Source organism: Streptomyces sp. NPDC088915, from assembly GCF_044749825.1.
GTDB lineage: Bacteria > Actinomycetota > Actinomycetes > Streptomycetales > Streptomycetaceae > Streptomyces.
Genome location: NZ_JBIVIR010000012.1, coordinates 268241 through 292274, shown reverse-complemented (window position 1 = coordinate 292274; position 24034 = coordinate 268241). Strand labels below are relative to the sequence as shown.

The window sequence follows — 24034 nt, the reverse complement described above, 5'->3', positions numbered from 1 at the left end:
GCGAAGACGATGTCGGCGAGGGAGTGTCCGAGGAGGGGGTCGAGTTTTTCGCAGACTTCGTCGAAGGCGGCGGCGTAGACGGGGTGGGTGGTGTAGAGCTCGCGTCCCATGCCTGGGCGTTGCGAACCCTGCCCCGCGAACAACACCGCGAGGCGTCCGGAGGGACGGGCCACACCGGTCCGTACGGCGATCGGGTCGTCGCCCCGGGCGAAGGCGTCCAACGCGGCGAGGAGGTCGGTGCGGTCGGAGCCGACGACCACGGCCCGGTGTCCGAGCGCCGCGCGGGTGGTGGCGAGGGCGTGGGCGACCGCCACCGCGTCGGCGTCGGGCGCCTCGGTGGTGAGGTGGTCGCGCAGGCGCGCGGCCTGGGCCCGGAGTGCCTCGGGACCCGCGGCGGACAGCGGCCAGAGCACAGGACCGGCCGGCGCCGTGTCCACGGCCGGCTGGGCGGGTTCGCCCTCGGTGTGCGAGGGGGGTTCTTCGAGGATGAGGTGGGCGTTGGTGCCGCTGATGCCGAATCCGGAGATCGCGGCGCGGCGGGGGCGGTCTTCGGTGTCCCAGGGGCGGGGTTCGGTCAGCAGGCTGACGGCTCCCGCTGTCCAGTCGACTTGGCTGGTGGCTTGGGTGACGTTGAGGGTGGCGGGCAGGGTGCCGTGGCGCATGGCCATGATCATTTTGATGATTCCGGCCACGCCGGCGGCTGCCTGGGTGTGGCCGATGTTGGATTTGACCGAGCCGAGCCACAGGGGGTTGTCCGGGGTGTGGTCCTGGCCGTAGGTGGCCAGGAGGGCTTGTGCTTCGATCGGGTCGCCCAGTCGGGTTCCGGTGCCGTGGGCCTCGACCACGTCGATGTCGGCGCCGGAGAGTCCGGCCGAGGCCAGGGCCTGACGGATGACGCGCTGCTGGGAAGGTCCGTTCGGTGCGGTCAGGCCGTTGCTCGCACCGTCCTGGTTGACCGCGCTGCCGCGTATGACCGCCAGTATGCGGCGTCCGGCGCGGCGGGCGTCCGACAGGCGCTCCAGCAGGAGCAGGCCTGCTCCCTCGCCCCAGCCTGTGCCGTCGGCGTCGTCGGAGAAGGCCTTGCACCGACCGTCCTGCGACAGCCCCCGCTGGCGGCTGAACTCGACGAAGGTTCCGGGTGTCGACATGACCGTGACGCCACCGGCCAGTGCCATGGTGCACTCACCCCGGCGCAGGGCCTGTACTGCCAGGTGCAGTGCCACCAGGGATGAGGAGCAGGCCGTGTCCACACTCACCGCCGGGCCCTCCAGCCCGAACGTGTACGCCACCCGACCCGACGCCACACTGTTCGAACTGCCCGTCAGGAGATAGCCGTCGGTGTCCTCCACCGCCTCGTGCAGGCGGGGGCCGTAGTCCGGGGACATCAGGCCCGTGAACACGCCGGTCCGGCTTCCGCGCAGGTCGGCGGGGTCGATCTCCGCCCGTTCGAACGCTTCCCAGGCCGTCTCCAGGAGCAGCCGCTGCTGCGGATCGGTGGCCAGTGCCTCGCGCGGGCTCATTCCGAAGAACTCCGCGTCGAAACGGTCCGCGTCGTGCAGGAAGCCGCCGTGCCGCGTGTACGAGGTGCCCCGTCGCTCCGGGTCCGGGTCGTAGAGCCCCTCCAGGTCCCAGCCCCGGTTCACCGGGAACTCCGAGATCCCCTCCCGGCCCTCCGCGACCATCCGCCACAGCCCCTCGGGATCGGTGACCTCACCCGGGAAACGACAGCTCATCCCCACGATCACGATCGGATCGTCGTCCGTCATCGGGACCGCGTCCGTCGCCGGGACCGCCTCCGTCTCCGGCCGCGCCGCCGCCGCACCCGGGTCCGCCGACAGCTGTTCCCGCAGGTGCGCGGCGAGCACCGCCGGGGTCGGGTGGTCGAAGAGCAGCGAGGCCGGCAGCCTCAGCCCGGTCGCGGTCTCGAGGTGGCCGCGCAGCTCGACGGCGCGCAGGGAGGTGAAGCCGAGGTCGGAGAAGGCCGCGGCGGGGTCGAGCGGTTCGTCCCGGGTCTGCTGGAGGACGACCGCGGCGACCGTGTCGATCAGCTCCCGCAGGGCGTGCTCCTGCTCCGCCGGGGACAGCGGGGCGAGCCGGCCGCGCAGCACCGCCGCCGCGCCTCCGGCTTCGTCGGCGTCGGGAGTGCCGAGCGCGCGCAGGCCGCCGGCGCCCCGCGCCCGGGGCCGGCCGGCCGGATCGGGCCAGTAGCGCTTGCGCTGGAAGGCGTACGGCGGGAGCGGACTCAGCGGAGTACCGGCCGGGAACACGGCGTGCCAGTCGCACTCCACCCCGGCGGCGTGCAGCCGGGCCAGGGCGGTCATCGCGGACTGCGACTCGCCGCCGTCGCGCACGAGCGCGGCGAAGGCGGCCGGGCGGGGACCGTCGCCCTCCAGGGTGGCGGCGACGGCCTGGGTGAGCACCGGGGTCGGGGAGAGTTCCAGGAACGTGGTGACCCCGGCGTCGCGCAGGGAGCGCACCCCGTCCGCGAACCGCACGGTGGCACGGATGTGCCGGACCCAGTAGCGGGGGTCGGTGAGCTGCTCGTCCGTGGCGATCCGGCCGGTGACGTTGGACACGACGGGGATGCGGGCGGGACGGTAGTCGAGGGTCCTGGCGGTCCGCTCGAACTCGTCGAGGATCGCGTCCATGTGCGACGAGTGGCCGGCGACGGTGACGGCGAGCCGCTTGCACTTGCGGCCCCGCTCCCGCCAGTACGCGCACACGGCGAGCACGGCGTCCTCGTCGCCCGAGACGACGGTGCCGTCCGGGGAGTTGAGCCCGGCGACGGCCACGGCGCCGACGTGCCGGCCGAGGGTCTCGAACGAGGCGAGGACCTCCTCCTCCCCCGCCTGCACGGCGGCCATGGCGCCGCCCGCGCGGGACTGGATGAGGCGGGCCCGGACGGTGGCCAGGGTGCACACGTCCGGCAGCGAGAGGACTCCGGCGACGTGCGCGGCCGCCAGTTCGCCCATGGAGTGGCCGGTGACGTAGTCGGGGGTGACGCCCCAGCTCTCGTAGAGCCGGTAGAGGGCGACCTCGACCGCCAGCAGTGCGGGCAGGGCGTAGTCGGTGCGGTCGAGCAGGGCGGCGTCCGCGCTGCCGGGCTCGGCGAAGATCAGCGCGCGGACGGGCCGGTCGAGGTGCCGGTCGAGTTCGTCGCAGACCGCGTCGAAGGCGGCGGCGTAGACGGGGTGGGCGGCGTACAGCTCGCGTCCCATGCCGGCCCGCTGGCTGCCGCCGCCGCCGAACAGGACGGCGGTGCGGCCCGGCCGGGCCGTACCGGTGACCGTGTGCGCGGACGGCAGTCCGCCGGCCAGGGCGCCCAGGCCCGCCAGCAGCTCCGTGCGGGTGCCCGCCACGACGGCGGCCCGGTGTTCGAAGGCGGTCCGGATGGTGGCCAGGGAGAGGCCGGTGGAGGCGACGCCGACGACCGGCCGGGCGGTGAGGTGGTCGAGGAGCCGCTGGGCCTGGGCGCGTACCGCTGCTTCGCCGCGGCCCGACAGCACCCACGGCAGCGGCGCTTCCGGTCGCGGGTGCTCCGCCGTGCCCGACGCGGCCCCGGGGACGCCGGCGGTCTCGGGGACGTCGGCGGACTCGGGCGTCCGCGCGGCCGCGGGCAGCTCGGCCAGCACCATGTGGCAGTTGGTGCCGCCGATGCCGAGCGAGCCGACGGCGGCGAGCAGCGGGGCGTCCTCCCGGGGCCAGGGGCCGAGTTCGTCCTGCACGCGCAGCCGCAGCCGGTCCAGGGGGATCGCCGGGTTCGGGGTCTCGTAGTTGAGGCTGGGCGGCAGCTCCCGGTGGCGGATGCTCAGCGCCACCTTGAGCAGGCCGACGATGCCCGCGGCGGCTTCCAGGTGGCCGACGTTGGTCTTGGCGGAGCCGACGCGCAGGGGGTCTTCGTCCGGGCGGCCGGGGGCGGTGACGGCGCCGACGGCCCGGGCCTCGATCGGGTCGCCGACGGGGGTGCCGGTGCCGTGCAGCTCCAGGTACTGCAGGTGGGCCGGGTCGATGCCCGCCCGGCGGCAGGCGGCGCGCAGGGCGGCGCTCTGGGTGGCCTCGCCCGGAGTGGTCAGGCCCGGGGTGGCACCGTCGTTGTTGACGGCGCTGCCCCGGATCACGCAGTACACCGGGTCGCCGTCGGCGAGGGCGGCCGACAGGGGCTTGAGGACGACGAGGCCGCCGCCCTCGCCGCGCACGATGCCGTTGGCCCGGGCGTCGAAGACGTGGCAGCGGGCGTCCGGGGAGAGGGCGCCCAGACGGGCGAGGGCGAGGGTGCTCTCCGGTACGAGGTTCAGGTTGACGCCGCCGGCCAGGGCCGTGGCCGACTCTCCGCTGCGCAGGCTGGCGCACGCCGCGTGCACCGCGACGAGCGAGGAGGACTGGGCGGTGTCGAGGGTGAGACTGGGACCCTGGAGGCCGAGCGCGTAGGAGACCCGGTTGGCGATGACGCCGCGGTGGGTGCCGGTCACGCTGTACTGGCCGATGGCGGACGTGCCGTAGGAGTGGAGCAGCTTGGCGTAGTCGTCCCAGATGGCACCGATGAAGATGCCGGTGCTGCTGCCCTCGAGACTGCCCGGCAGGATGCGGGCGTCCTCCAGGGCCTCCCAGGCGAGTTCGAGGACCAGCCGCTGCTGCGGGTCCATCGCCAGGGCTTCCTCCGGTGAGATGCCGAAGAAGGCCGCGTCGAACGCGTCGGCGTCGTCGAGGAACCCGCCGCGCCGCTCCGGGCCGTCGTGCCCGGCGGCCGGGGGCTCCCACCGGCCCTCCGGCACCTCGCCGATCGCGTCGCGGCCCGAACTGAGGAGTTCCCAGAAGGCGACGGGGCCCTCGGCCCCGGGCAGTCGGCAGGACAGGCCGATCACCGCGATCGGCTCGTCCCGTGCTCGGTCCGCGTCCGTCGCCGCGCTGCTGTCGCTGCCGTACTGGTCGATCATCTGGGCTGTGTCTCCTGTGAGATGCGAACGGGGGCGCGGCCCCGGGCGGTGGCCGGGGCCGCGAGGGGTGGACGGCCGGTCAGGAGGCCGCGGTGCCCGCTCCGGCGGCGAGTGCCTGGAGGGCCTGCTTCCAGGCGATCTCACCGCCCGCGGCCTCCATGACCAGCCACGGGTTCCAGAAGTCGCGGTAGAGCGTGATCCGGCCGTCCTCGAAGCGGACCACCGACAGGTACGTCTGGGTGTACTCGCCGCCGGTGGCCAGCAGGGTCGCCTCACCGGTGAACGCGGCGATGACCAGGCCGTCCTCGGTGGCGGTGTAGAACTCCGGCTCGGAGAACGTGACCTTGAGCTGCTGGCCGAACAGGGTCATCTGGCCGATCAGTTCCTCACGGCCCTGCATCCGGCTCGGGAAACCCCAGGCGGGGTAGGGGAATTCGAGGACGCCGTCCTCGGCGAACAGGCCGACCCACTCCTCGACGCGGCCGCTGGACAGCAGCTCCAGGCTGTGGCGGAAGAGGTCCTTGAGTTCCTGGGGGGTGGTGGTCATGCGTGTTCCTTCTCTGTGAGGTGTGCGCGGGGGTTGCGGGACGGGCGCGGGGGCGCCGGCCGTTCAGGGCGTGGCGGTGACGACGCCGCCGAAGACCTTGTCGATGGCCCGGTCCGGCAGCAGACGGGCCAGCAGCCGGCCACCGGTGGCGTCCTTGCCGACGCCGTAGCGGGTCCGGGGGCGCTTGACGACCAGTGCCCGCATGACGGTGCGGGCCACGTCGTCCGGAGTGACCGCGCTGGTGCGCGCCGAGTGCTCGTTGCTCTCCAGGAAGCGCAGGAAGGTGTCCCGGTACAGCTCGGCGACCGCCTCGGGAGCCTCGTCGAGGGTCCGGCCGGCCTCCAGCGCCATCTTGTCCCAGATCGGCGTCATGACCGCGCCGGGCTGGACGACGGAGACCGGGATGCCGAACGGTGCCAGTTCGCGGCGGAGCGCGTCGCTGAGCCCCTCCTTCGCGAACTGCGCGGCCGCGTACGCCCCCAGGTACGGGATGGCGACGTTGCCCAGCCCGGAGGTGATGTTGACGATCCGCCCGGCGCCGGTGCGCAGGAGCGGCAGGAAGCCCTGGATCACCGCCAGCTGTCCGACCACGTTGATGTCCAGCTGTCGGCGCAGCAGGGCGGGAGGGACGCACTCCAGCGGTGCGGTCACGGCGATGCCCGCGTTGTTGACCAGGCCGAACAGGCCAGCCTCGGGGTTCTCCTCGGCGATCCGGTCGACGGCGGCGGCGATGGTCTTCTCGTCGGTGACGTCCAGGATCACGGGGGTGAGCCCGACGGCCCCGGACGCGGTGAGCCGTTCGGCGTCCTCGGTGCGCCGGACCCCGGCGTACACCTGGAAGCCGATCCGGGCGAGGTTGCGGGCGCATGCCTCGCCGAGACCGGAGGAGGCTCCGGTGATGACGACGGCCTTCCCGTGGGGGGACAGCAGTGGCGTCCTGTTCGGCACGGTGGTTCTCCGGGTTCGGTGCGACGTGGGTGGGGACGGGAGGGCCGGGGGCCCAGGGGGTGTCCTGTCGATCGGGCCGGATCAGGGTGCGGTGCCGGGCGCCGCGAGCCCGGCGTGATCGACGAGGCGCCCCCTACGACTGCTTGACGGCGTCGCGGACCGCCTCCAGGGAGGCGGCGGCGAGGCGCTCGGCCCGGTCCGCGGGCACGGCGCCCTCGACGTGGGTGAAGTTCCAGGCGAGCCGGTCGTGGGCGGTGGTGATCGCGGCGCAGTAGTAGGCGTTGACGGACAGGCCGGCGATGAACTCGGCCGAGCTCACCCGCCAGGGCCCGACGGTGTCCGGGAAGTCGTACCGGCCGACGTTGGAGACGCAGAGGGTGATCGGGCCCTTCTCCTCCATGAAACGGAGGAACCGCTCGCTCTTCGCGACCGACTTGGGGGCCACCGGCCCGAGTGTGGCGACGGCCGTCAGGTGCTCGCCGCGCCGCCGGCGGCGCGCGAGGTCCCGGCTGATGGTCCGGGCCATCGGCCACAGCGGGGCGCCCGGCCGGTAGTCCACGATCGAGGGCACGGTGGCGACGTACGTGCCGATCTCGTCCTCGGTGACCCGGGGGACCAGCGCGTCGCGGAAGGTGATCGGCGAACCGATCACCAGCGGGCCCGGACGGTCGCCGGCGTCCCGCGCCGCCGCGGTCGCCATCGCCGCGGCCAACGCCCCGTGCACGGTGGCCTGTTCGCGCTTGCACGCCGCGACGAGCTCGGCCAGCTCGTCGGCGGGTAGCGAGCGGCCCAGGAGCTGGGTGACGCGGCTCTCGAAGGGCACGCGCGACGTGGGCTCGAAGCGGCGCGGCTTGATCCGCTTGGCCGTGCCCTGGTCGGCGATCTGCTGGCCGACGACCTTGCGCAGGCCCGCCAGGCCCCGGTGGCCCGCGGGCAGCAACTGCTCGGGCGCGGGCAGGACCCGCAGGGAACCGGTCCGCGGCGCGCGCTCCGCGGACCGGGACCCGTGAGCGGCGAGCTCGCCGGCGAGCTCGACCCACTGCCGCATCAGCGTGAGGACGGTGGTGCCGTCGGCGATGCAGTGCGGCACGGTCAGGACCAGGTCGTGCACGTCCGGGGCGCCGTCGCCGCCGGGCCGGGTCACGACCAGGGCACGGGCCAGCGGCCCCGTGCGCCAGTTGACGGCGGTGACGAGTTCGTACGTGTTGACCTCCCGCTCCCACGCCTCCGTGCCGTCTCCTCCTCCGTCCGGACCGGCCGGGGCCGTGACGGTGCGCAGGGGCACCTCGCGGCCCGGAGCGGGCCGGAAGCGCGGCTTGCGGCCCTGCGCGTCGGCCGTGATCGCGGACCGCAGCAGGGGGTGGCGGCTCTGGAGGGCGGCGAGCGCGCGGGCGGCCAGCCCCGCGTCGAAGGGGCCGTGCAGCCGGGCGTGCGAGATGACGTTGAGGGGGGAGATCTGGTCGCAGATCCAGTACCACCGCTCCAGGGGACTGAGGGGACGGTCCGCCTCGGTCGCGGCGTCGGTCGCGTTCCACGGGGTCACTGCCCGGCCTCCAGGGTGAAGTCGAGGTATTCGGCGTTGGTCTTGTCCAGCACGGACGCGGGGGCGAACCGGAAGAACAGGTCGCGGCCGACGACGCGCAGGCGCGACTCGGTCTGCTCCAGGCCGCTGAGCGCGTGGGCGCCCTCGACGATCTTCCGGGTGCGGGGCCGGCGGGCGGCCTCGTAGGAGCGCAGCGCCCGGCGGGGGCCGTCCCCGGCGGCGGTCACGCCGCGCAGGGAGTGGGCGAGGACCGCCGCGTCCTCGACGGCCATGCAGGCGCCCTGGCCGAGACTGGTCATCATCGGGTGGGCGGCGTCCCCGAGCAGGGTCACGGGCCCGTCGCCCCACTGCTCCAGGAACGGCCTGTCGCGAGCGGGGAAGGCGGTGATCGCCTCGATCGGGGTGGCCTCGACGGCCGCCACGACCTCCGGGGCCCAGCCCTCGTAGGCGCTCAGGATCTCGTCCTTGCCGCCGCGCCAGTCGCGGGCCCGCTCGACGGGCATGTTCTTGGTGCCCCACCAGTAGACCTGGCCGCCGCCGATGTTGGCGATGCCGAAGCGCTTGCCGCGTCCCCAGTAGTGGGCGCCGTACTGCTTGGGCACCCGCGGATGGGTGAAGTCGGGGGTGGCGACCCAGCACAGGTAGCCGGTCTCGCGCGGCTCCTCGGGGCCGGCGACCTGGCGTCGGATCGCCGAGCCGAAGCCGTCGGCGCCGATCAGCACGTCGCCGCGGGCCTCGCGGCCGTCCGCGAACCGCACGGTGACCCCGTCCGCGTCGTGCTCGTACCCGGTGGCGGCGGCGCCCAGGGTGAGCGGGCAGTCGTCGATCTCCTTGAGCAGCAGCTGCTGGAGCAGGGTGCGGGAGATGCCGAAGCTGGGGGCGCCGAGCCGGTCGCAGATCTCCTTGAACCGCAGGGTGCGGATGACCTCGCCGGACGTGGTCAGGAAGTGCAGCTCCTCCAGGATCTCCGCGTGGTCCTCCAGGCGCAGGTCGATGCCGAGCGTGCGCAGCGCGAGTACGGAGTTGGTCATGAACGACAGCGCACCGCCCGCGGGCCTCAGCTCCCGGGCCCGCTCGTAGACCTCGACGTCCAGACCGACCTTGCGCAGGGTGGCGGCGGCGGTGAGCCCGCCGATGCCCGCCCCTACGACGATCGCCTTGATGCTCCTGCCGGCCGTCACTGTGCGGTCCCTTCGTCGGAGGTGTGCTCGGTCCGTGCGCGCGGCGCGTCGGACACGGGGTGCGGGGTGATGGCCTGGCCGACGGACCGCACGTACGGCTCGTCCAGCAGCAGCAGGTGGTCGCCGGGCACCTCCACCACGTCGACGCGCCCGCTGGTGAGGGTCGCCCAGCCGTTGGCCGGGGCCTCGTGGAGGGTGCGGGCGGCGCCGTGCATGGGGCGCAGGACGTCCGGCAGCGGGGCGGTCGCCTTGACCAGGGTCAGGTCGATCGGCTCGGGCGCCGGCGTGTAGTCGCGCAGCGCGTTCCAGTTCGCCTTGTAGACCTCGAAGAGCCGGCGGATCGCGGTCCGGGCCGTGGCCACCGGGACGATGCCCACGGCCGCCGCGCGGTCGGCGATGTAGTCCAGCCGCGCGTCGTCGGTGGTCAGGTCGTCGGGTATCCGGTCGACGGGCGCGCTGCCGCCCCGGTCGACCCAGATCAGCTCCCAGAAGAACCACTCCATCATGGCCTGTTCGGCGACCTCGGGCCGCTGACCCGGATCCGGCGCGATGGAGTCCAGCAGGATCAGCTGGTCCAACCTGGCCTCCCCGGTCCGGCGCAGCTCGCGCGCCATCTCGAAGGCCACGAACCCGCCGAACGACCAGCCGCCGATCCGGTACGGACCCTCCGGCTGGACGCGCTTGATCGCGTCCAGGTAGCTGCGGGCCAGCCCGGCCATCGTGGTGATCGGCTCGGTGCCCGGCTCACCGCCGGCCGCCTGGAGCGCGTACAGCGGTTGGTCGTCGGGCAGGTGCCGGGCGAGGCGCACGTAGCAGAGCACGTTGCCGCCGAGCGGGTGGACCAGGAAGACCGGGGTGCGGCCGGGCTTGCCGGGCGCGACGGTCCTGACGGGCACGACCGGGTCGAAGGCGGCGACCGCCGCACCGGAGCGCAGCTTGTCGGCGAGCATGGCGATGGTCGGCGCGGCGACGAAGGCGGTCAGGGGCATGCGGACGCCGAACCGCTTCTCGATGGTCACGATGAGCCGCATCGCCGTCAGCGAGGTGCCACCGGAGGCGAAGAAGTCGTCGTGCACGCCGATGCCGGGCAGGTTCAGCATCTCCCCGAAGATCGCGGCGAGGGACTGCTCCATGGCGTCGCGCGGCAGGGTGGGCGCGACCGCCTCGGCCGTCTTGAGCTCGACGCGGCGCAGGGCCGCGTCGTTCCGCTTGCCGCTCGGGGTCATCGGCAGGCGGTCCAGCCACACCAGGTGGGCGGGCACCATGTAGTCGGGGAGCACGCGGCGCAGCCGGGTGCGGATCTCGCCCAGGTCGGCCGAGCCCTCTTCGCCGAGCAGGAACCCGACCAGGAACGACTCCCCGCCCGGGCCGCGCTTCCGGGCGACCACGGCGGCGCCCCGGATGCCCGGGAACTCGTCGGACAGGGCGGTGATGGCGATCTCCACCTCGGCCGGCTCGACGCGGAACCCGCGCACCTTGACCTGGTCGTCGGCGCGGCCCAGCCACACGGCGTTCCCGTCGGGCAGGACGCGGCCGACGTCGCCGGTGCGGTAGAGGCGCGCCCCGGCCCGGTCGGGGTGCGGCACGAACCGCTCCTCGGTCAGGTCCGGGCGGCCCTTGTAGCCGAGGGCCAGACAGGCGCCGCCGAGGTAGATCTCGCCGTGCACGCCGGTGGGCACGGGCCGCAGCCGGTCGTCCAGGACGTGGATCTCGGCGCCGTCGACGGCGGTGCCGATGGGCGGCAGGGCGGGCCAGTGCGCCGGGTCGCCCGACAGCAGGTGGGCGCTCGCGATGTTGGTCTCGGTCGGCCCGTACTGGTTCTCCAGCAGGGTGGGCCGTACGGCGCAGAACCGGCGCAGCTCCTCGGTGACGCGCAGCTGCTCGCCGGAGGAGATCAGGATGCGCAGGGCGCGCGGCCGGATGCCGAGCAGGTCGGAGGTCTCCGCCACGGTCTGCAGCGCGACGAACGGCATGAACCAGCGCTCGATCTCCTGCTCGTCGAGGAGGCGCAGCAGGGTCGCCGGGTCGCGGCGGTCGGTCTCGGAGACCAGGTGCAGGGTGCCGCCGCAGGCCATGGTGGAGAAGATCTCCTGGAAGGAGACGTCGAAGCTGAGCGGGGCGAACTGCAGGGTGCGGGCGCCGGGCGCGTTGGTCTCGGCGCGCAGCTGCCACTGCGTGTAGTTGGCCCAGAGACGGTGCGGGAGTTCGACGCCCTTGGGTTCGCCGGAGGAGCCCGAGGTGAAGAGGATCAGGCACAGGCTGTCGAGCGGCAGCGCGGTCGGCGCCTCCGCCGCGGGGGCGCCCTCGTCGAAGCCGGGCGTCCCCGGCATCGGGATCGTCTCCACCGGGAGCAGGAGCTCCGGGTCGGGGACGAGAGCGGCGTGCGCGGCGTGGGCGATGACCCGGAAGGGCGCCGCCCGCCCGATCATCAGGGCGATCCGCTCGGCCGGGTAGCTGACGTCGAGGGGGACGCAGGCCGCGCCGGCCCGCAGGACGCCGAGGACGGTGGCGATCATCTCGGGCGAGCGGTCCAGCGCGATGCCCACGCCGGCGCCGGCCGGTACGCCGAGCTCCCGCAGCCGTGCCGCGACCCGGGCGGAGGCCCGGTCGAGGTCGCGGTAGGTCCAGCGGACGTCGCCGAACACGACGGCTTCCGCGTCGGGCTGCCGCGCCGCCACGGCGGTGAACCTGCTGATCACGTCGGCCGGTTCGGGCGCCGGGTTGGCGGGGAGGTCGCCCCGGGCCGCCAGGAAGGCGAACTGCACCGCCTCCGTGGGGTGTTCGGTGATCCGGCGCAGTATCGCGGTGTACGCGTCGGCGAAGAGGGCGGCCTGCACGGCGGTGAAGGAGCGGCCGGCGCAGTTGAGGCGCAGCCGCACCCGGCCGTCGCGCGGGTCGACGATCGCGTTGGTGAGGAGGCCGAAGTTGGTCTCCTCGTACGTGGTCAGGTCGAGCAGTTCGAGCCGGTCGGTGCCCAGCTGCGCTTCCAGGTTGTGCAGCCGTACGAAGGTGAACGCGGTGTCCAGCAGCGGGGCGCCGCCCCGGTCGTCCTGGATCGCGCTGAGGGGGTAGGCGCGGTAGGGGTGCGAGTCGCGCTCCTGGCCGACGACGTCGCGCAGCAGGTCGAGCCAGGAGCCCCGGCCGCCGCGCAGCCGGAACGGCATGGTGTTCAGGAACAGGCCGGCCATCCGTTCGGCCTCGGCGACCTCCGGGCGGCCGTGGGTGACCAGGCCCGTCGTGATGTCCTCGGCCCCCGTCAGCAGCCGCAGGGTCAGGCAGTGCGCGGCGAACAGCACGAGCCGCAGCGGTATCGCGTGCTCCCGGGCGAGGTCCTTGACCCCGCGCTCCACGTCCTCGGGGAGTTCGAGGTGGTGGACGACGTCCTCGCCCGTTCCCGGTGCCTCGTAGGGCACGAACGGGTCGAGCTGCGCCGGTTCGGCCCCGTCGAGCAGGGTGCGCCAGTGGTCCGCGGCCTCCGCCGAGTCCAGCAGCGCCCGCTCCCGGCGGACGTGCTCGGCGGCGGACGGCAGCGCCCGGTCCGGGACGGGGCCGACCGGTGCGCCCAGCCCGTGCTGGTAGTCCTGGAGCAGCTCGCTCATCACGTTGGCGACGCTCCAGCCGTCCAGGATGGCGTGGTGGAAGCTGAGGACCAGGTCCAGGACGCCTTCGCGGACGTGCACCCGGGTGTGGTGCAGCCCCGGCCGCTCGTAGTCGTACGGGAAGTGACGGCGCTCTTCGACGTGGGCGAGGACCCGCGCCTCGGCCTCGGCCTCGGTCCCGGCTCCCCGCAGGTCCGCGACGTCCAGGGTGCCGGTGACCTCGGGGTGCACGATCTGGAGCGGTTCGGTGTATTCGCCCAGGGAGAAGGACGACCGCAGCACGGGGTGGCGTTCGAGCACCCGCGCGTACGCGGCGCGGAAGGCCCGCTCGTCCCAGTCGACGCGCAGCCGGTAGCGGAACACGTCGCGGTAGACGGTGGTGCTGCCTTCCTCGCTGCCGTGGTAGATCATGCCCAGGTGCAGCCGGGTGGCCGGGTACGCGTCGGTGGCGCCCAGCCCCAGCAGCCTGGCCTTGTCCATGCCGGTGACCAGCGCGAACGGTTCCAGGGGTGCCGTCCGGGAGCCGGTCAGCGGGTCGAGGGGGCGCACCCGGGGGGCCAGGGTGGCGACGGTGGTGTGGCGGGTCATGTCGGAGAGGGTGACGTCCAGGCCGCGCTTCTCGGCGGCGGCCCGGACGCGCAGCATGGTGATGGAGTCGCCGCCGAGCACGAAGTAGTCGTCGTGGACGCCGACCCGTTCGACGCCGAGCACGTCGGACCAGATCTCCGCCAGCGCCCGTTCGGTGGCGTCGCGCGGGGCGGTGTGCGCGGCGTCGTCGGCGGCGGTCCGGTCCGGCAGGGCCCGCAGCAGGGCACGCCGGTCCGCCTTGCCGTTGGAGGTCAGCGGGATCACGTCGATCCGCGCGAACCGGGCGGGGATCATGTACTCGGGCAGGTCGCGCGCGAGCGCGGACCGCAGCAGGGTCTGGTCGAGCTCGGAGTCGGCCAGGTACGTGCCGACGAGCGAGCCGCCGCGCTCCTGCGACACGCGGTGCAGGACCACCGCGCCGCGGACGCCCGGGACCAGCGACAGCCGGTGCTCGACCTCGCCGAGCTCGACGCGGTTGCCGCGGATCTTGACCTGCCCGTCGATCCGGCCCAGGTACTCCAGGCTGCCGTCGGCGAGCCGGCGGGCCAGGTCCCCGGTGCGGTAGAGGCGTTCGCCGGGTGTGAACGGGTGGTCGACGAAGGCCTGCGCCGTCAGGTCGGGCCGCCCCAGGTAGCCGCGCGCCAGGCCGACGCCGGCGACGCACAGCTCGCCGGGAGCGCCGACGGGCTGCGGATTGTCGTACGGGTCGAGGACGTGCAGTTCGGTGTTGTCGATGGGCCGGCCGATCGGAACCCGGTCCACGCGCGTGTCGGGGCCGCCGGGACAGTCCCAGTACGTCACGTCGACGGTGGCCTCGGTGGGGCCGTACAGGTTGACCAGCGCGGGCGCCGCCGACGCGAAGAGCCGGTTGAAGCGGTTGACGTGTTCGGGCTGGAGCGCCTCGCCGGAGCAGAAGATCCGGCGCAGTGACGCGGCCCGCCCGACGAGTTCGGGGTGCTCCTCCAGCAGCTCCAGGAACTGGCCGAACATGGAGGGCACGAAATGCGCGACGGTGACCTTCCGGTCCGCGATCGTGTCCAGCATCTCCCGCGGGTCCTTCTCGGCGCCCGGTGCGAGGAGGGCCAGTCCGGCGCCGGTCGACTGCCACCAGAACAGTTCCCACACGGACACGTCGAAGGTGACCGGGGTCTTCTGGAGCAGGACGTCGTCCCGGCCGATCGGGTAGGCGCGCTGCATCCAGTTCAGCCGGTTGACCACCGAGCGGTGCTCGACCATGACGCCCTTGGGACGGCCGGTGGAGCCGGAGGTGTACAGGACGTAGGCGAGGTTGCGCGGGCCGGCCGTCCCGGGGAGGGCCCCGGCCGGCGCCTCTGGGAGTTCCCCGTCGACCCGCCGGACGACCACGCCGGGGAGTTCGGCCGGAGCGGGTGCGCCGGGGCCGGTCAGCACGGCGCGGGCACCGCTGTCCTCCAGCAGCAGCCGGATCCGTTCGGCCGGGTGGCCCGGGTCCACCGGCACGTAGGCGGCGCCCGCCTTGAGCACGCCGAGGATCGCGGGCAGCAGTGCGGGCGACCGCTCCATCAGCACCGCGACCCGGTCGCCGGGCTCCACGCCGTCGCCGAGCAGGGCGTGTGCCACCCGGGTCGCGCGGTCGTCGAGTTCGGCGTACGTGAGGGAGTCGTCCGGGCCGGGGCCGGTGACGGCGGTGCGGTCGGGAGTGCGGGCGGCCTGCTCCGCGAAGAGGCCGTGCAGGGTGGCGTCCTCGGGGAAGGCGGCGGCGGTGCGGTTGTGGCCCTCGACCAGTTCGGCCCGTTCCTTCGGGTCGAGCGCGGTCAGCGCGGAGAGGGGACCGTCGGGGGCCTCCAGAGCGGCGAGCACCAGGTTCCGCACGTGGCGGCCGAACGACTCCACGGGGAAGTCCGCGTCGAAGACGTCGGTGGCGTAGTCGAGTTCGACCAGGACGTCCTCGCCGTCCGCGATCTCGTTCACCACGACCGCGAGCACGTCGTGGTCGTGGGCGCGGGTGGCGCCGGTGGTCTCCTGCGTGGTGCCGGGCAGGTCGTGGGCGGCGGGCCACTGGACGTACGAGAGCGTCACGTCGAACAGCGACCGGGCCGCACCTGCGCCGGCGGCGACCGGCGCCTCGCGCAGGACGTCGCCCAGCGGCATCCGCTCGTGGCGCTGGAGCTCGCGCGAATCCCGCAGGACGGAACCGACCAGTTCGGTGAAGGTGGCGGCTCCGTCCGCCCTCACGGGCAGCGGCAGGGTGTTGGCGAACTGCCCGACCGTCCGGCGCTGGTCCCGCCCGCGCCGGTTGAACAGGGGGACGCCCAGCACCACGTCCTCGGTCAGGTGCAGGCGCGAGAGGTGCACCGCGAAGGCCGCGGCGACGAACGCGAACGGCGACTCGCCGCGCTCCCGTATCCGGGCGACGGCGCTGTACGGCAGCGCGAAGGAGTGCCGGGCCGAGGTGCGCTGCCCGCTGGGCGCCCCGCGGGCGAACAGCGGGGGCTCAAGCCCGGTCAGCACGGTGCGGAAGTACTCCCGGTCCTTCGCGTACTGCGCCGAGGCGCGGTAGCGCTCCTCGTCCTCCAGGACGGCCAGGGCCGACGGCTCCGGAGCCGCGTCGGGGGCCGGCTCCTCACCGGCCGCCGCCGCGACGGTCTGCGCGAGCAGCAGGTTCAGCGCCCAGGCGTCCGCCACGATGTGGTGCGCCTTGATGAGGACGTGGGCGGCGTCCGCGCTCTCCTTGAGCACGGCGAGTTCGCAGGCCGGCCCCTCGCCCAGGGCGAACGGCCGGTCGTACGCGGCCTCGATCCACTCGGCGATGCGGGTGCCGGCGTCCGCTCCGCTCCCGCTGAAGTCCAGCACCTCGACCCGCGGCCGGGCCTCCGCCACGCGCTGCTGCGGGACCCCGTCCACCTCGCGGAACTCCAGCCGCAGCGCGTCGTGACGGGCCGCCACGGCGCCGAGCGCCGCCGCCAGCTCCTCGGCTCGCACCGGGCCCGAGAAGCGCCGCGCCAGGTAGAGGTTGAACTGAGGCAGCCGCGGAAACAGTGCATTCGCCACCCAGATGTCGCGCTGGTAGGCCGTCAACGGTGACCACACGGATGAACTCACGATTCCCCTGCTCAGTCGATCGCATGCTGACTTCAGGGCCACAGCCTGCACGGACGCGCCCGCTCCGATCCAGAAATTCCGATGCCTGGTATTCCGGGTACCAGGCAGGCCGGCAACAGGTTCCCGATACCAGAGAACCCTCCGCTCGGATCATTCGGAAAAATATGGACACTCCACTTACCCCCCTGGCGGAGAGAGGTTTCGTCTGGCCAGAATCCTGAAGTCCGAGGAAATTCGACCGGAAAGGAAGTCCGTGAGACAGGTACCGCTGGTCGCCGGCCACCCCCTGCTCGGATCGCTCAAGGAACTGCAGGAGGACGTACTGGCGGCCTACCTCCGGGCCCGGGGCTCCGTCGGCGACGTAGTGCGCTTCCAGGCCGGCCCGCCGGGCATGCGGACCGAGGTGTACGGTGTCTTCTCCGCCGAGGGCGTCCAGCAGGTGCTCGCCTCGCGATCGGCGAATTTCCGCAAGGACAATCCGACGTACACCGAGATCCGGGAATCCCTCGGAAATGGCCTGCTCACCAGCCAGGACGACGAGTACGTCTTCCAGCGGCGCATGGTTCAACCACTGTTCACCCGGCGCCGGGTGAACGAATACGCGGCCGCGGTGCATGCTGAAACGATTCGATCGGTCTCCGACTGGCACACGCGTCCCGACGGTGTCGTGGATGTGTCCGCGACAATGACGGAATTCGCACTCCGTACGGTGAGCCGCATTCTCTTCGGGGCCGACATCGAGGCCGCCGTGGACGTGGTGCGGCGCCGGTTCCCGGTCATCGGCGAGAGCGTGCTGCGCCGCGGGGTCTCGCCCGTGCGACTGCCCCGGACGTGGCCCACTCCCGCCAACCGCCGGACGCTCACCGCCCAGCGCGAGCTGTACGAGATCTGCGACCGGATCATCGCCCGGCGCACCGCCGCCGGCGAGGCCGGCACCGACGAGGCCGACGACATGATCTCGCTGCTGGTCCGAGCCCGCGACGAGGACGGTTCGCGACTGAGCGCCGACGCCGTCCGCGACCAGATCCTGATCTTCCTGCTGGCGGGCTACGAGACCACGGCGACGACGATCGCCTGCGCCCTGCACCTGCTCGCCGGTGACGCCGGGGTGCGCGCCCGCGTGCGTGCCGAGGTCGACGGCGTTCTGGCCGGCCGGACCCCGGGCGCCGCCGACGTGGAGGCCCTGCCGTACCTCAACCGGGTGCTGAAGGAGACCATGCGCGTCTATCCCTCCGTCGCCATCATGGGGCGCCGCGCGGTCGCCGACACCGAGGTCGACGGGTTCCGCATCCCGGCGGGGGCCGACGTCTACCTGGCTCCCTGGGTCACCCACCGGCACCCCGCCTACTGGACGCGGCCGGACGACTTCGATCCCGAGCACTTCACGCCCGAGGCGGAGGCGGCCCGCCCGCGCTACGCCTGGTTCCCCTTCGGCGGCGGACCGCGCGCCTGCATCGGGCAGCACTTCTCGATGCTGGAGGCGGGCATCGCGCTGGCGGCCGTCCTCCAGCGCTTCGACCTCGAAGCGCACGATCCGCCCGGCCGGCGGGCCCCCGTGGACCTCGGCATGGCCCTGCGCCCCGCCGGACCCCTGCTGGTGCGCGTGCGACCCCGTACGACGGAGGCCGTGGCATGAGGCAGCTCCTCGACGTCCTTCTCGCCCCCGCCGCCGACCGGACTCCCGGCGACATCGCGGCCCTCGCCCTGCCCGAGTCCTACCGGGCCGTCGTGCTGCGCGCCGAGGACACCGCCATGTTCGACGGCGTCCCCAGCCGCGACAAGGACCCGCGCAAGTCCCTGCACGTGGACGAGGTCCCGGTGCCCGAACTGGGCCCGGGCGAGGCGCTCGTCGCCGTCATGGCCTCCTCGGTCAACTACAACACGGTCTGGAGCTCCATCTTCGAGCCCCTCCCGACCTTCGGTTTCCTGCAGCGCTACGGGCGGACTTCACCGCTCGCCGAGCGCCACGACCTGCCGTACCACGTCATCGGCTCCGACCTCGCGGGCGTCGTGCTGCGCACCGGCCCGGGCGTCAACTCCTGGAAGCCGGGCGACGAGGTCGTCGCGCACTGCCTGTCGGTCGAGCTGGAGTCCTCCGACGGCCACAACGACACGATGCTCGACCCCGAGCAGCGCATCTGGGGCTTCGAGACCAACTTCGGCGGCCTGGCGGAGATCGCCCTGGTCAAGTCCAACCAGCTCATGCCCAAGCCCGGCCACCTGAGCTGGGAGGAGGCGGCGGCCCCGGGGCTGGTCGCCTCCACCGCCTACCGCCAGCTGGTCTCCCGCAACGGCGCCGGCATGAAGCAGGGCGACAACGTCCTGATCTGGGGCGCCAGCGGCGGCCTCGGCTCCTACGCCACCCAGTTCGCCCTCGCCGGCGGCGCCAACCCGATCTGCGTCGTCTCCTCCCCCGAGAAGGCCGACATCTGCCGGTCCATGGGCGCCGAGGCCGTCATCGACCGCAACGCCGAGGACTACAGGTTCTGGAAGGACGAGCACACCCAGGACCCCAGGGAGTGGAAGCGCTTCGGCAAGCGCATCCGCGAGCTGACCGGCGGCGAGGACATCGACATCGTCTTCGAGCACCCGGGCCGCGAGACCTTCGGCGCGAGCGTGTACGTCACCCGCAAGGGCGGCACCATCACCACCTGCGCCTCCACCTCCGGCTACATGCACCAGTACGACAACCGCTACCTGTGGATGTCCCTCAAGCGCATCATCGGCTCGCACTTCGCCAACTACCGCGAGGCCTGGGAGGCCAACCGCCTGATCGCCAAGGGCAAGATCCACCCGACCCTGTCGAAGGTCTACTCCCTGGAGGAGACCGGCCAGGCCGCCTACGACGTCCACCGCAACCTCCACCAGGGCAAGGTCGGCGTCCTCGCCCTCGCGCCCCAGGAGGGCCTGGGCGTCCGCGACCACGAGTTGCGCGCCAAGCACATCGACGCCATCAACCGCTTCCGCCCCGAGCAGTGAGAACCACGAGCCAACCGGCGCCGGGCGTCCCTCGAGAGGTGAAACAGCTGTGAGATCCACCGCGTCCATACGCACGGAAGGCGGCGCGAGCGAGACCCTCCCCGCAGGTTCCTTCTACCGGGACGGTGGCGCACCCGCCATCATGCGCGCCGCCCACTTCCCCGACGAGATCCTCTCCTATCTCCAGATGGAGGGACTCGCGGCCCTGAAGTCCGCCCTCCGCCACCGCTGTGACAGCCTGGTCGAACTGGGCTGTTACGACGGACGGGCCCTGGAGGTCGCGCGCGCCGCCGGCCTGCCCTACCTGGGCGTCGACATCTCGCCCGGCGCCATCGCCCGCCTCACCCGCCGCATCCAGGAGGAGGGCCTCGACGGGCAGGCCCGCGGCCTCATCGGCGACGTGCTGCACAGCAGCTCCTGGGCCTTCGAGATCGGCGGCCGGCGCCCGCTCCAGCTGTTCCCGTTCAACCTGCTGGGCAACTTCGCCGAGCCCGAGAAGGTGCTCAACAGCGCCGCCACGGCCGGCGGGATCGGCGTGATCTCCGTCTTCGACGAACAGCCCTCGACCACCGCCGTCCGCCGGGCCTACTACACGGCCTGCGGCATCGAGGACCTCGACGAGGTCCCCGGCGACTACGGTGGCGTCGCCTTCCAGGGCGAGGGCGGCTTCGCCTCCCAGTCCTTCAGCGAGGCGGGCCTGCTGAGACTCCTCGGCTCGGTCGACGCGACCGTCCTGCACACCACCACCAACCGCCTCGGCCAGTGCGTCACCGTACGTCTGAGCGGCGGGAACGACTTCGGACCGGAGGACTGACCCGTGGCCTCGAACCCGAGTTCCGACCGGACGCCCCGCCCGTCGCTGGAGTGGTCCGACGGGGTGGTGCTGGCCGTCGACCAGCGGGCCCTGCCCCACGAGTACCGGCTCCTGCGGCTGGAGACCGTCGACCAGCTGATCGACGCCGTCCAGTCGCTGGCCGTGCGGGGCGCGCCCGCCATCGGCCTGGCCGGCGCCCTGGGCGTGGCCATGTCCGCGTTCCGCCACACCGACGCGACCACGGGCACCCTCGACCGGTCCGCCGTGCGCGCGGACGCGGCCCGGATCGCCGCCGCCCGGCCCACCGCCGTCAACCTGGCGTGGGCCGTCGAACGGGTGCTGGGCGTCCTCGGCGACGGCGGACAGGCCGTCCTCGACGAGGCCCTCGCCATGCTGGACGAGGACATCGCCGTCAACCGGGCCGCCGTGAACCGCGCCTGCGAGCTGGTGCTCTCGCTCACCCCCGACCGGCCGCTGCGGATCCTGACGCACTGCAACACGGGCCGGCTGGCCACCGCCGCGGTCGGCACCGCCCTCGGGGTGATCATCGAGCTGTCCGGGCGCGGTCTGGTCGAGGAGGTCCTCGTCGACGAGACCCGGCCGTTGCTCCAGGGCGCCCGGCTGACCGCCTGGGAGCTGAGCGAGGCGGGCGTGCCGTACCGGCTCTGCGTGGACTCCGCCGCCGCGTCCGCCCTCGCACGCGGCCTGGTCGACGTCGTCCTGGTCGGAGCCGACCGGATCGCCGTCAACGGGGACGTCGCCAACAAGATAGGCACCTACGGCCTCGCACTGGCCGCGGCCCGTCACCACGTCCCCTTCATCGTGGTCGCCCCCGAGTCCACTCGGGACCCGGCGCTGCCCGACGGCTCCGGGATCGTCGTCGAGGAGCGCTCCGCGCACGAGGTGACCTCCTTCGCGGGCACCGCGGTCGCCCCGGCGGGCGCGGGCGTCTACAACCCGGCCTTCGACGTCACCCCGGCCGAACTCGTCACCGCCGTGGTCACCGAGAAGGAGACCGTGCGCCCGGCCGCGACCCGGCAGCGGCTCGGCGCCGACCTCGCCCGCTTCTCCCGGCAGTTCTACGAACGCGGATGGATGCCCGCCACCTCCGGCAACCTCTCGGTGCGGCTGCCCGGCGAGTCCGCGCACGCCCTGATCACCGCCAGCGGCCGGGACAAGGGCGACCTCACCGCCGCCGACACCGTCCTCGTGGACGCCCGCACCGGTGAACCCGCCGAGGAGAACGGACTGCGGGCCTCCGCCGAGACGTCGATCCACGCCGCCGTCTACCGGGCCACCGACGCCGGTGCCGTCGTCCACGTCCACTCGCCGTACGCCACCGCCGTGGCGAGCCGCGTCGGCGCGGCGGGCGGAACCGGGACCCTGGAGCTGGCCGGTCACGAACTCCTCAAGGCGCTCGGTCTGTCCGACCCCTCGCGCACCACCCTGCCGGTCTTCGCCAACCACGCCGAGGTGCCGCGGATCGCCGCCGAACTGGAGGCGCACCTGCTGTCCGACACGCCCCCGGGCGGCCCCGAACGGGCACCCGGCCTGCTGATCACCGACCACGGGGTGACGGTCTGGGGCCGGGACCTCGCCCAGGCCCGCAACCGGCTCGAATGCCTCGAGTCCGTCTGCCGACACCTCGTACTCACCACCGGCCAGGGAGGCCACGGATGACCCTGCTCCACGTCATGCCGGACGACGCTCCGGAGACCGTACTGCTGCGGACCCGCGACGCCGACGAGATCGCCGCCGTCCTGCGCGAGCACTCGGTCGAGCTGCGCCACTGGGAGGTCCGCGGCCCGGTCGCCGGCGGGACCGACCCCGCCGAGGTGCTGGAGCGCTACCGTGCCGAGGTCGACGAACTGTGCGCCGCCGAGGGCCTGGGCCTCGTCGACGTGGTGATGCTGCACCCCGAGGACAGCGACGCCTGGCGGGAGAAGGCCGCGGGCGCGCGCTCCACCTTCCTGGAGGAGCACCGGCACGGCGAGGACGAGGTCCGCTTCTTCGCCCACGGCACCGGCTGCTTCTACCTGCACCTGGCCGGCACGGTCCTCGCGGTGGTGTGCGAGGCGGGGGACCTGCTGTCCGTACCGGCGGGCACCACCCACTGGTTCGACATGGGACCGGAGCCCGAGTTCTGCGCGATCCGCTTCTTCGAGCGCGAGGACGGCTGGGTCGGAGACTTCACCGGGGACCCGATCGCCCGGCGCTTCCCCCGCCTGGACGCGTTGCTGGCGGCCGCCGGATGATCGCCTTCACCGCCGACGCGGTGGTGCTCGACATCGAAGGCACCACCGGTTCGGCCGCCCACGTCCGCCAGGTCCTCTTCCCGTACGCACGGCAGAGGATCGCCGGCTGGTTCGCCGCGCACCGTGACACCCCGCTCCACGGCGAGCTGGTCCTCGCGACCGGCGCGTCCGACGAGGCGGGCGCTGTGCGCGCCCTGACCCGGTGGGCCGACGCCGACGCCAAGGCCGCCCCGCTCAAGGCGGTCCAGGCGCGGATCTGGGCCGAGGGGTACGCCGACGGCAGCCTCGCCGGACACGTCTACGGCGACGTGCCCGGGGCGCTCGCCGCCTGGGCCGAGGCGGGCATCGGCCGCTACGTCTACTCCTCCGGGGCCCGCGCGGCCCAGCGCGACTGGTTCGCCACCACCGAGTACGGCGATCTGACCCGCCACCTCGACGGTTACTTCGACCTGGAGAACACCGGACCCAAGAACGACCCGGACTCCTACCGCCGCATCGGCCGGACCCTGGGGGTTCCGGCCGGGCGGACCCTCTTCCTCAGCGACGCGCCGGCCGAGCTGGCCGCCGCGGCGGCGGCCGGCTGGCAGACCGTACGGGTCCAGCGCCCGGAGGACCCGGCGCCCGAGGACCTGGCCGAGCACGACCCCCACCCCACTGTCCAGACCCTGACCGAGATCCAGGTGGTACGCGCGTGAGCACGGCATCGATGTCCGCACCGGCGGAGATAGGCGTCATCGGCGGCAGCGGCTTCTACGAGCTGCTCGAAGGCGCCGAACAGGTCGAGGTGACCACCCCGTTCGGCGACCCCTCGGCCCCGCTGTCCGTCGGCACGGTCGCGGGCCGCAGGGTGGCCTTCCTGCCGAGGCACGGCCGCGACCACGAGTACCCGCCCCACCGGATCAACTACCGGGCGAACATCTGGGCCCTGCGCGCCGCCGGGGTCCGCCAGATCCTGGCCCCGTGCGCGGTCGGCTCGCTGCGCCGCGAGCTGAGCCCCGGCACCATCGTCGTCCCCGACCAGCTGGTCGACCGGACGAGCGGCCGCGTCCAGACCTTCCACGAACGGGGCGCGGTCCACGTCCCCTTCGCCGACCCGTACTGCGCGCACGGCACGGCCGCGGTGGCGGAGGCGGGCGGCGAGGGCGTGCGGACCGGTGGCGTCATGGTGGTCATCGAGGGCCCGCGCTTCTCGACCCGCGCGGAGTCGCGGTGGTACGCGGCCCAGGGCTGGTCCCTGGTGAACATGACGGGCACGCCGGAGGCGGTGCTCGCCCGCGAACTGGCGGTCTGCTACACCTCCCTGGCGCTCGTCACCGACCTCGACGCCGGTCTGGAAGCGGGGGAGAGCGTGTCCCAGGACGAGGTCTTCAAGGTCTTCGCCGCGAACACCGAGCGGATGCGGTCCATCGTCCTGCGCGCCGTGGAGCTGCTCCCCGCCGAGCGCACCTGCCACTGTGCCCGCGCCCTCGACGGCATCACGATGCCCTTCGAACTACCGTGAGCGGCACGAGCCTTCCCGTGACCGTGCCGCGGCACCCGACCGCGGCGCCCCGACGAACCGAGCG

The 24034-nt window shown here is 73.4% G+C and carries 13 protein-coding genes; 7 read left to right on the top strand and 6 right to left on the bottom strand.

The features are described from left to right. The 6 genes from ACIP5O_RS23220 to ACIP5O_RS23195 all read right to left on the bottom strand — a co-directional run. The coding region (locus ACIP5O_RS23220) for a beta-ketoacyl synthase N-terminal-like domain-containing protein (RefSeq protein WP_401296259.1) at positions 1-4934 on the bottom strand (4934 nt) is incomplete at its 3' end. Positions 4935-5013: 79 nt separating this feature from the next. Continuing rightward, on the bottom strand, positions 5014-5481 hold the full coding sequence (locus ACIP5O_RS23215) for a nuclear transport factor 2 family protein (protein WP_356549266.1): 468 nt from the start codon (positions 5479-5481) through the stop codon (positions 5014-5016). 63 nt (positions 5482-5544) lie between these two features. Further along, the gene (locus ACIP5O_RS23210; protein WP_401296256.1) at positions 5545-6429 is read right to left on the bottom strand and encodes an SDR family oxidoreductase; all 885 of its coding nucleotides are present in this window, start codon (positions 6427-6429) and stop codon (positions 5545-5547) included. Between the two features lie 133 nt (positions 6430-6562). After that, positions 6563-7972: a short-chain dehydrogenase gene (locus ACIP5O_RS23205; RefSeq protein ID WP_401296254.1), complete on the bottom strand. Its 1410-nt coding sequence runs from the start codon at positions 7970-7972 to the stop codon at positions 6563-6565. Then, positions 7969-9153, bottom strand: a complete 1185-nt coding sequence (locus ACIP5O_RS23200) for an FAD-dependent monooxygenase (RefSeq protein ID WP_401296252.1) — start codon at positions 9151-9153, stop codon at positions 7969-7971. The genes ACIP5O_RS23205 and ACIP5O_RS23200 overlap by 4 nt, the downstream gene beginning before the upstream one ends. Next, a complete protein-coding gene (locus tag ACIP5O_RS23195) occupies positions 9150-16421 on the bottom strand; it encodes an amino acid adenylation domain-containing protein (protein ID WP_401296251.1) in 7272 nt (2423 codons plus the stop codon). The genes ACIP5O_RS23200 and ACIP5O_RS23195 overlap by 4 nt, the downstream gene beginning before the upstream one ends. 253 nt (positions 16422-16674) lie before the next feature. Here ACIP5O_RS23195 and ACIP5O_RS23190 point away from each other — a divergent pair, with 253 nt between their 5' ends. The 7 genes from ACIP5O_RS23190 to ACIP5O_RS23160 are packed head-to-tail and all read left to right on the top strand — an operon-like array spanning position 16675 to position 23970. Beyond that, entirely contained in the window at positions 16675-18057 is a 1383-nt protein-coding gene (locus ACIP5O_RS23190) for a cytochrome P450 (protein WP_401296250.1), read from the top strand. Continuing rightward, on the top strand, positions 18054-19400 hold the full coding sequence (ccrA, locus tag ACIP5O_RS23185; RefSeq protein WP_401296248.1) for a crotonyl-CoA carboxylase/reductase: 1347 nt from the start codon (positions 18054-18056) through the stop codon (positions 19398-19400). Before ACIP5O_RS23190 ends, ccrA begins: the two co-directional genes overlap by 4 nt. 49 nt (positions 19401-19449) lie before the next feature. Continuing rightward, on the top strand, positions 19450-20214 hold the full coding sequence (locus tag ACIP5O_RS23180) for a hypothetical protein (protein WP_401296246.1): 765 nt from the start codon (positions 19450-19452) through the stop codon (positions 20212-20214). Positions 20215-20217: 3 nt separating this feature from the next. Then, positions 20218-21894: an S-methyl-5-thioribose-1-phosphate isomerase gene (mtnA, locus tag ACIP5O_RS23175; protein WP_401296244.1), complete on the top strand. Its 1677-nt coding sequence runs from the start codon at positions 20218-20220 to the stop codon at positions 21892-21894. Beyond that, entirely contained in the window at positions 21891-22469 is a 579-nt protein-coding gene (locus tag ACIP5O_RS23170) for a 1,2-dihydroxy-3-keto-5-methylthiopentene dioxygenase (protein ID WP_401296243.1), read from the top strand. Before mtnA ends, ACIP5O_RS23170 begins: the two co-directional genes overlap by 4 nt. Next, entirely contained in the window at positions 22466-23164 is a 699-nt protein-coding gene (mtnC, locus tag ACIP5O_RS23165; protein ID WP_401296241.1) for an acireductone synthase, read from the top strand. Before ACIP5O_RS23170 ends, mtnC begins: the two co-directional genes overlap by 4 nt. 11 nt (positions 23165-23175) lie before the next feature. After that, complete coding sequence (locus tag ACIP5O_RS23160; RefSeq protein ID WP_401296286.1) at positions 23176-23970, top strand: S-methyl-5'-thioadenosine phosphorylase; 795 nt, start codon at positions 23176-23178, stop codon at positions 23968-23970. Positions 23971-24034: the final 64 nt, after the last annotated feature.

Coding starts and splice junctions, on each gene's coding strand:
- mtnC (WP_401296241.1), top strand. CDS start 22,466: ATGATCGCCTTCACCGCCGACGCGGTGGTGCTCGACATCGAAGGCACC.
- ACIP5O_RS23170 (WP_401296243.1), top strand. CDS start 21,891: ATGACCCTGCTCCACGTCATGCCGGACGACGCTCCGGAGACCGTACTG.
- ccrA (WP_401296248.1), top strand. CDS start 18,054: ATGAGGCAGCTCCTCGACGTCCTTCTCGCCCCCGCCGCCGACCGGACT.
- ACIP5O_RS23160 (WP_401296286.1), top strand. CDS start 23,176: ATGTCCGCACCGGCGGAGATAGGCGTCATCGGCGGCAGCGGCTTCTAC.
- ACIP5O_RS23215 (WP_356549266.1), bottom strand. CDS start 5,481: ATGACCACCACCCCCCAGGAACTCAAGGACCTCTTCCGCCACAGCCTG.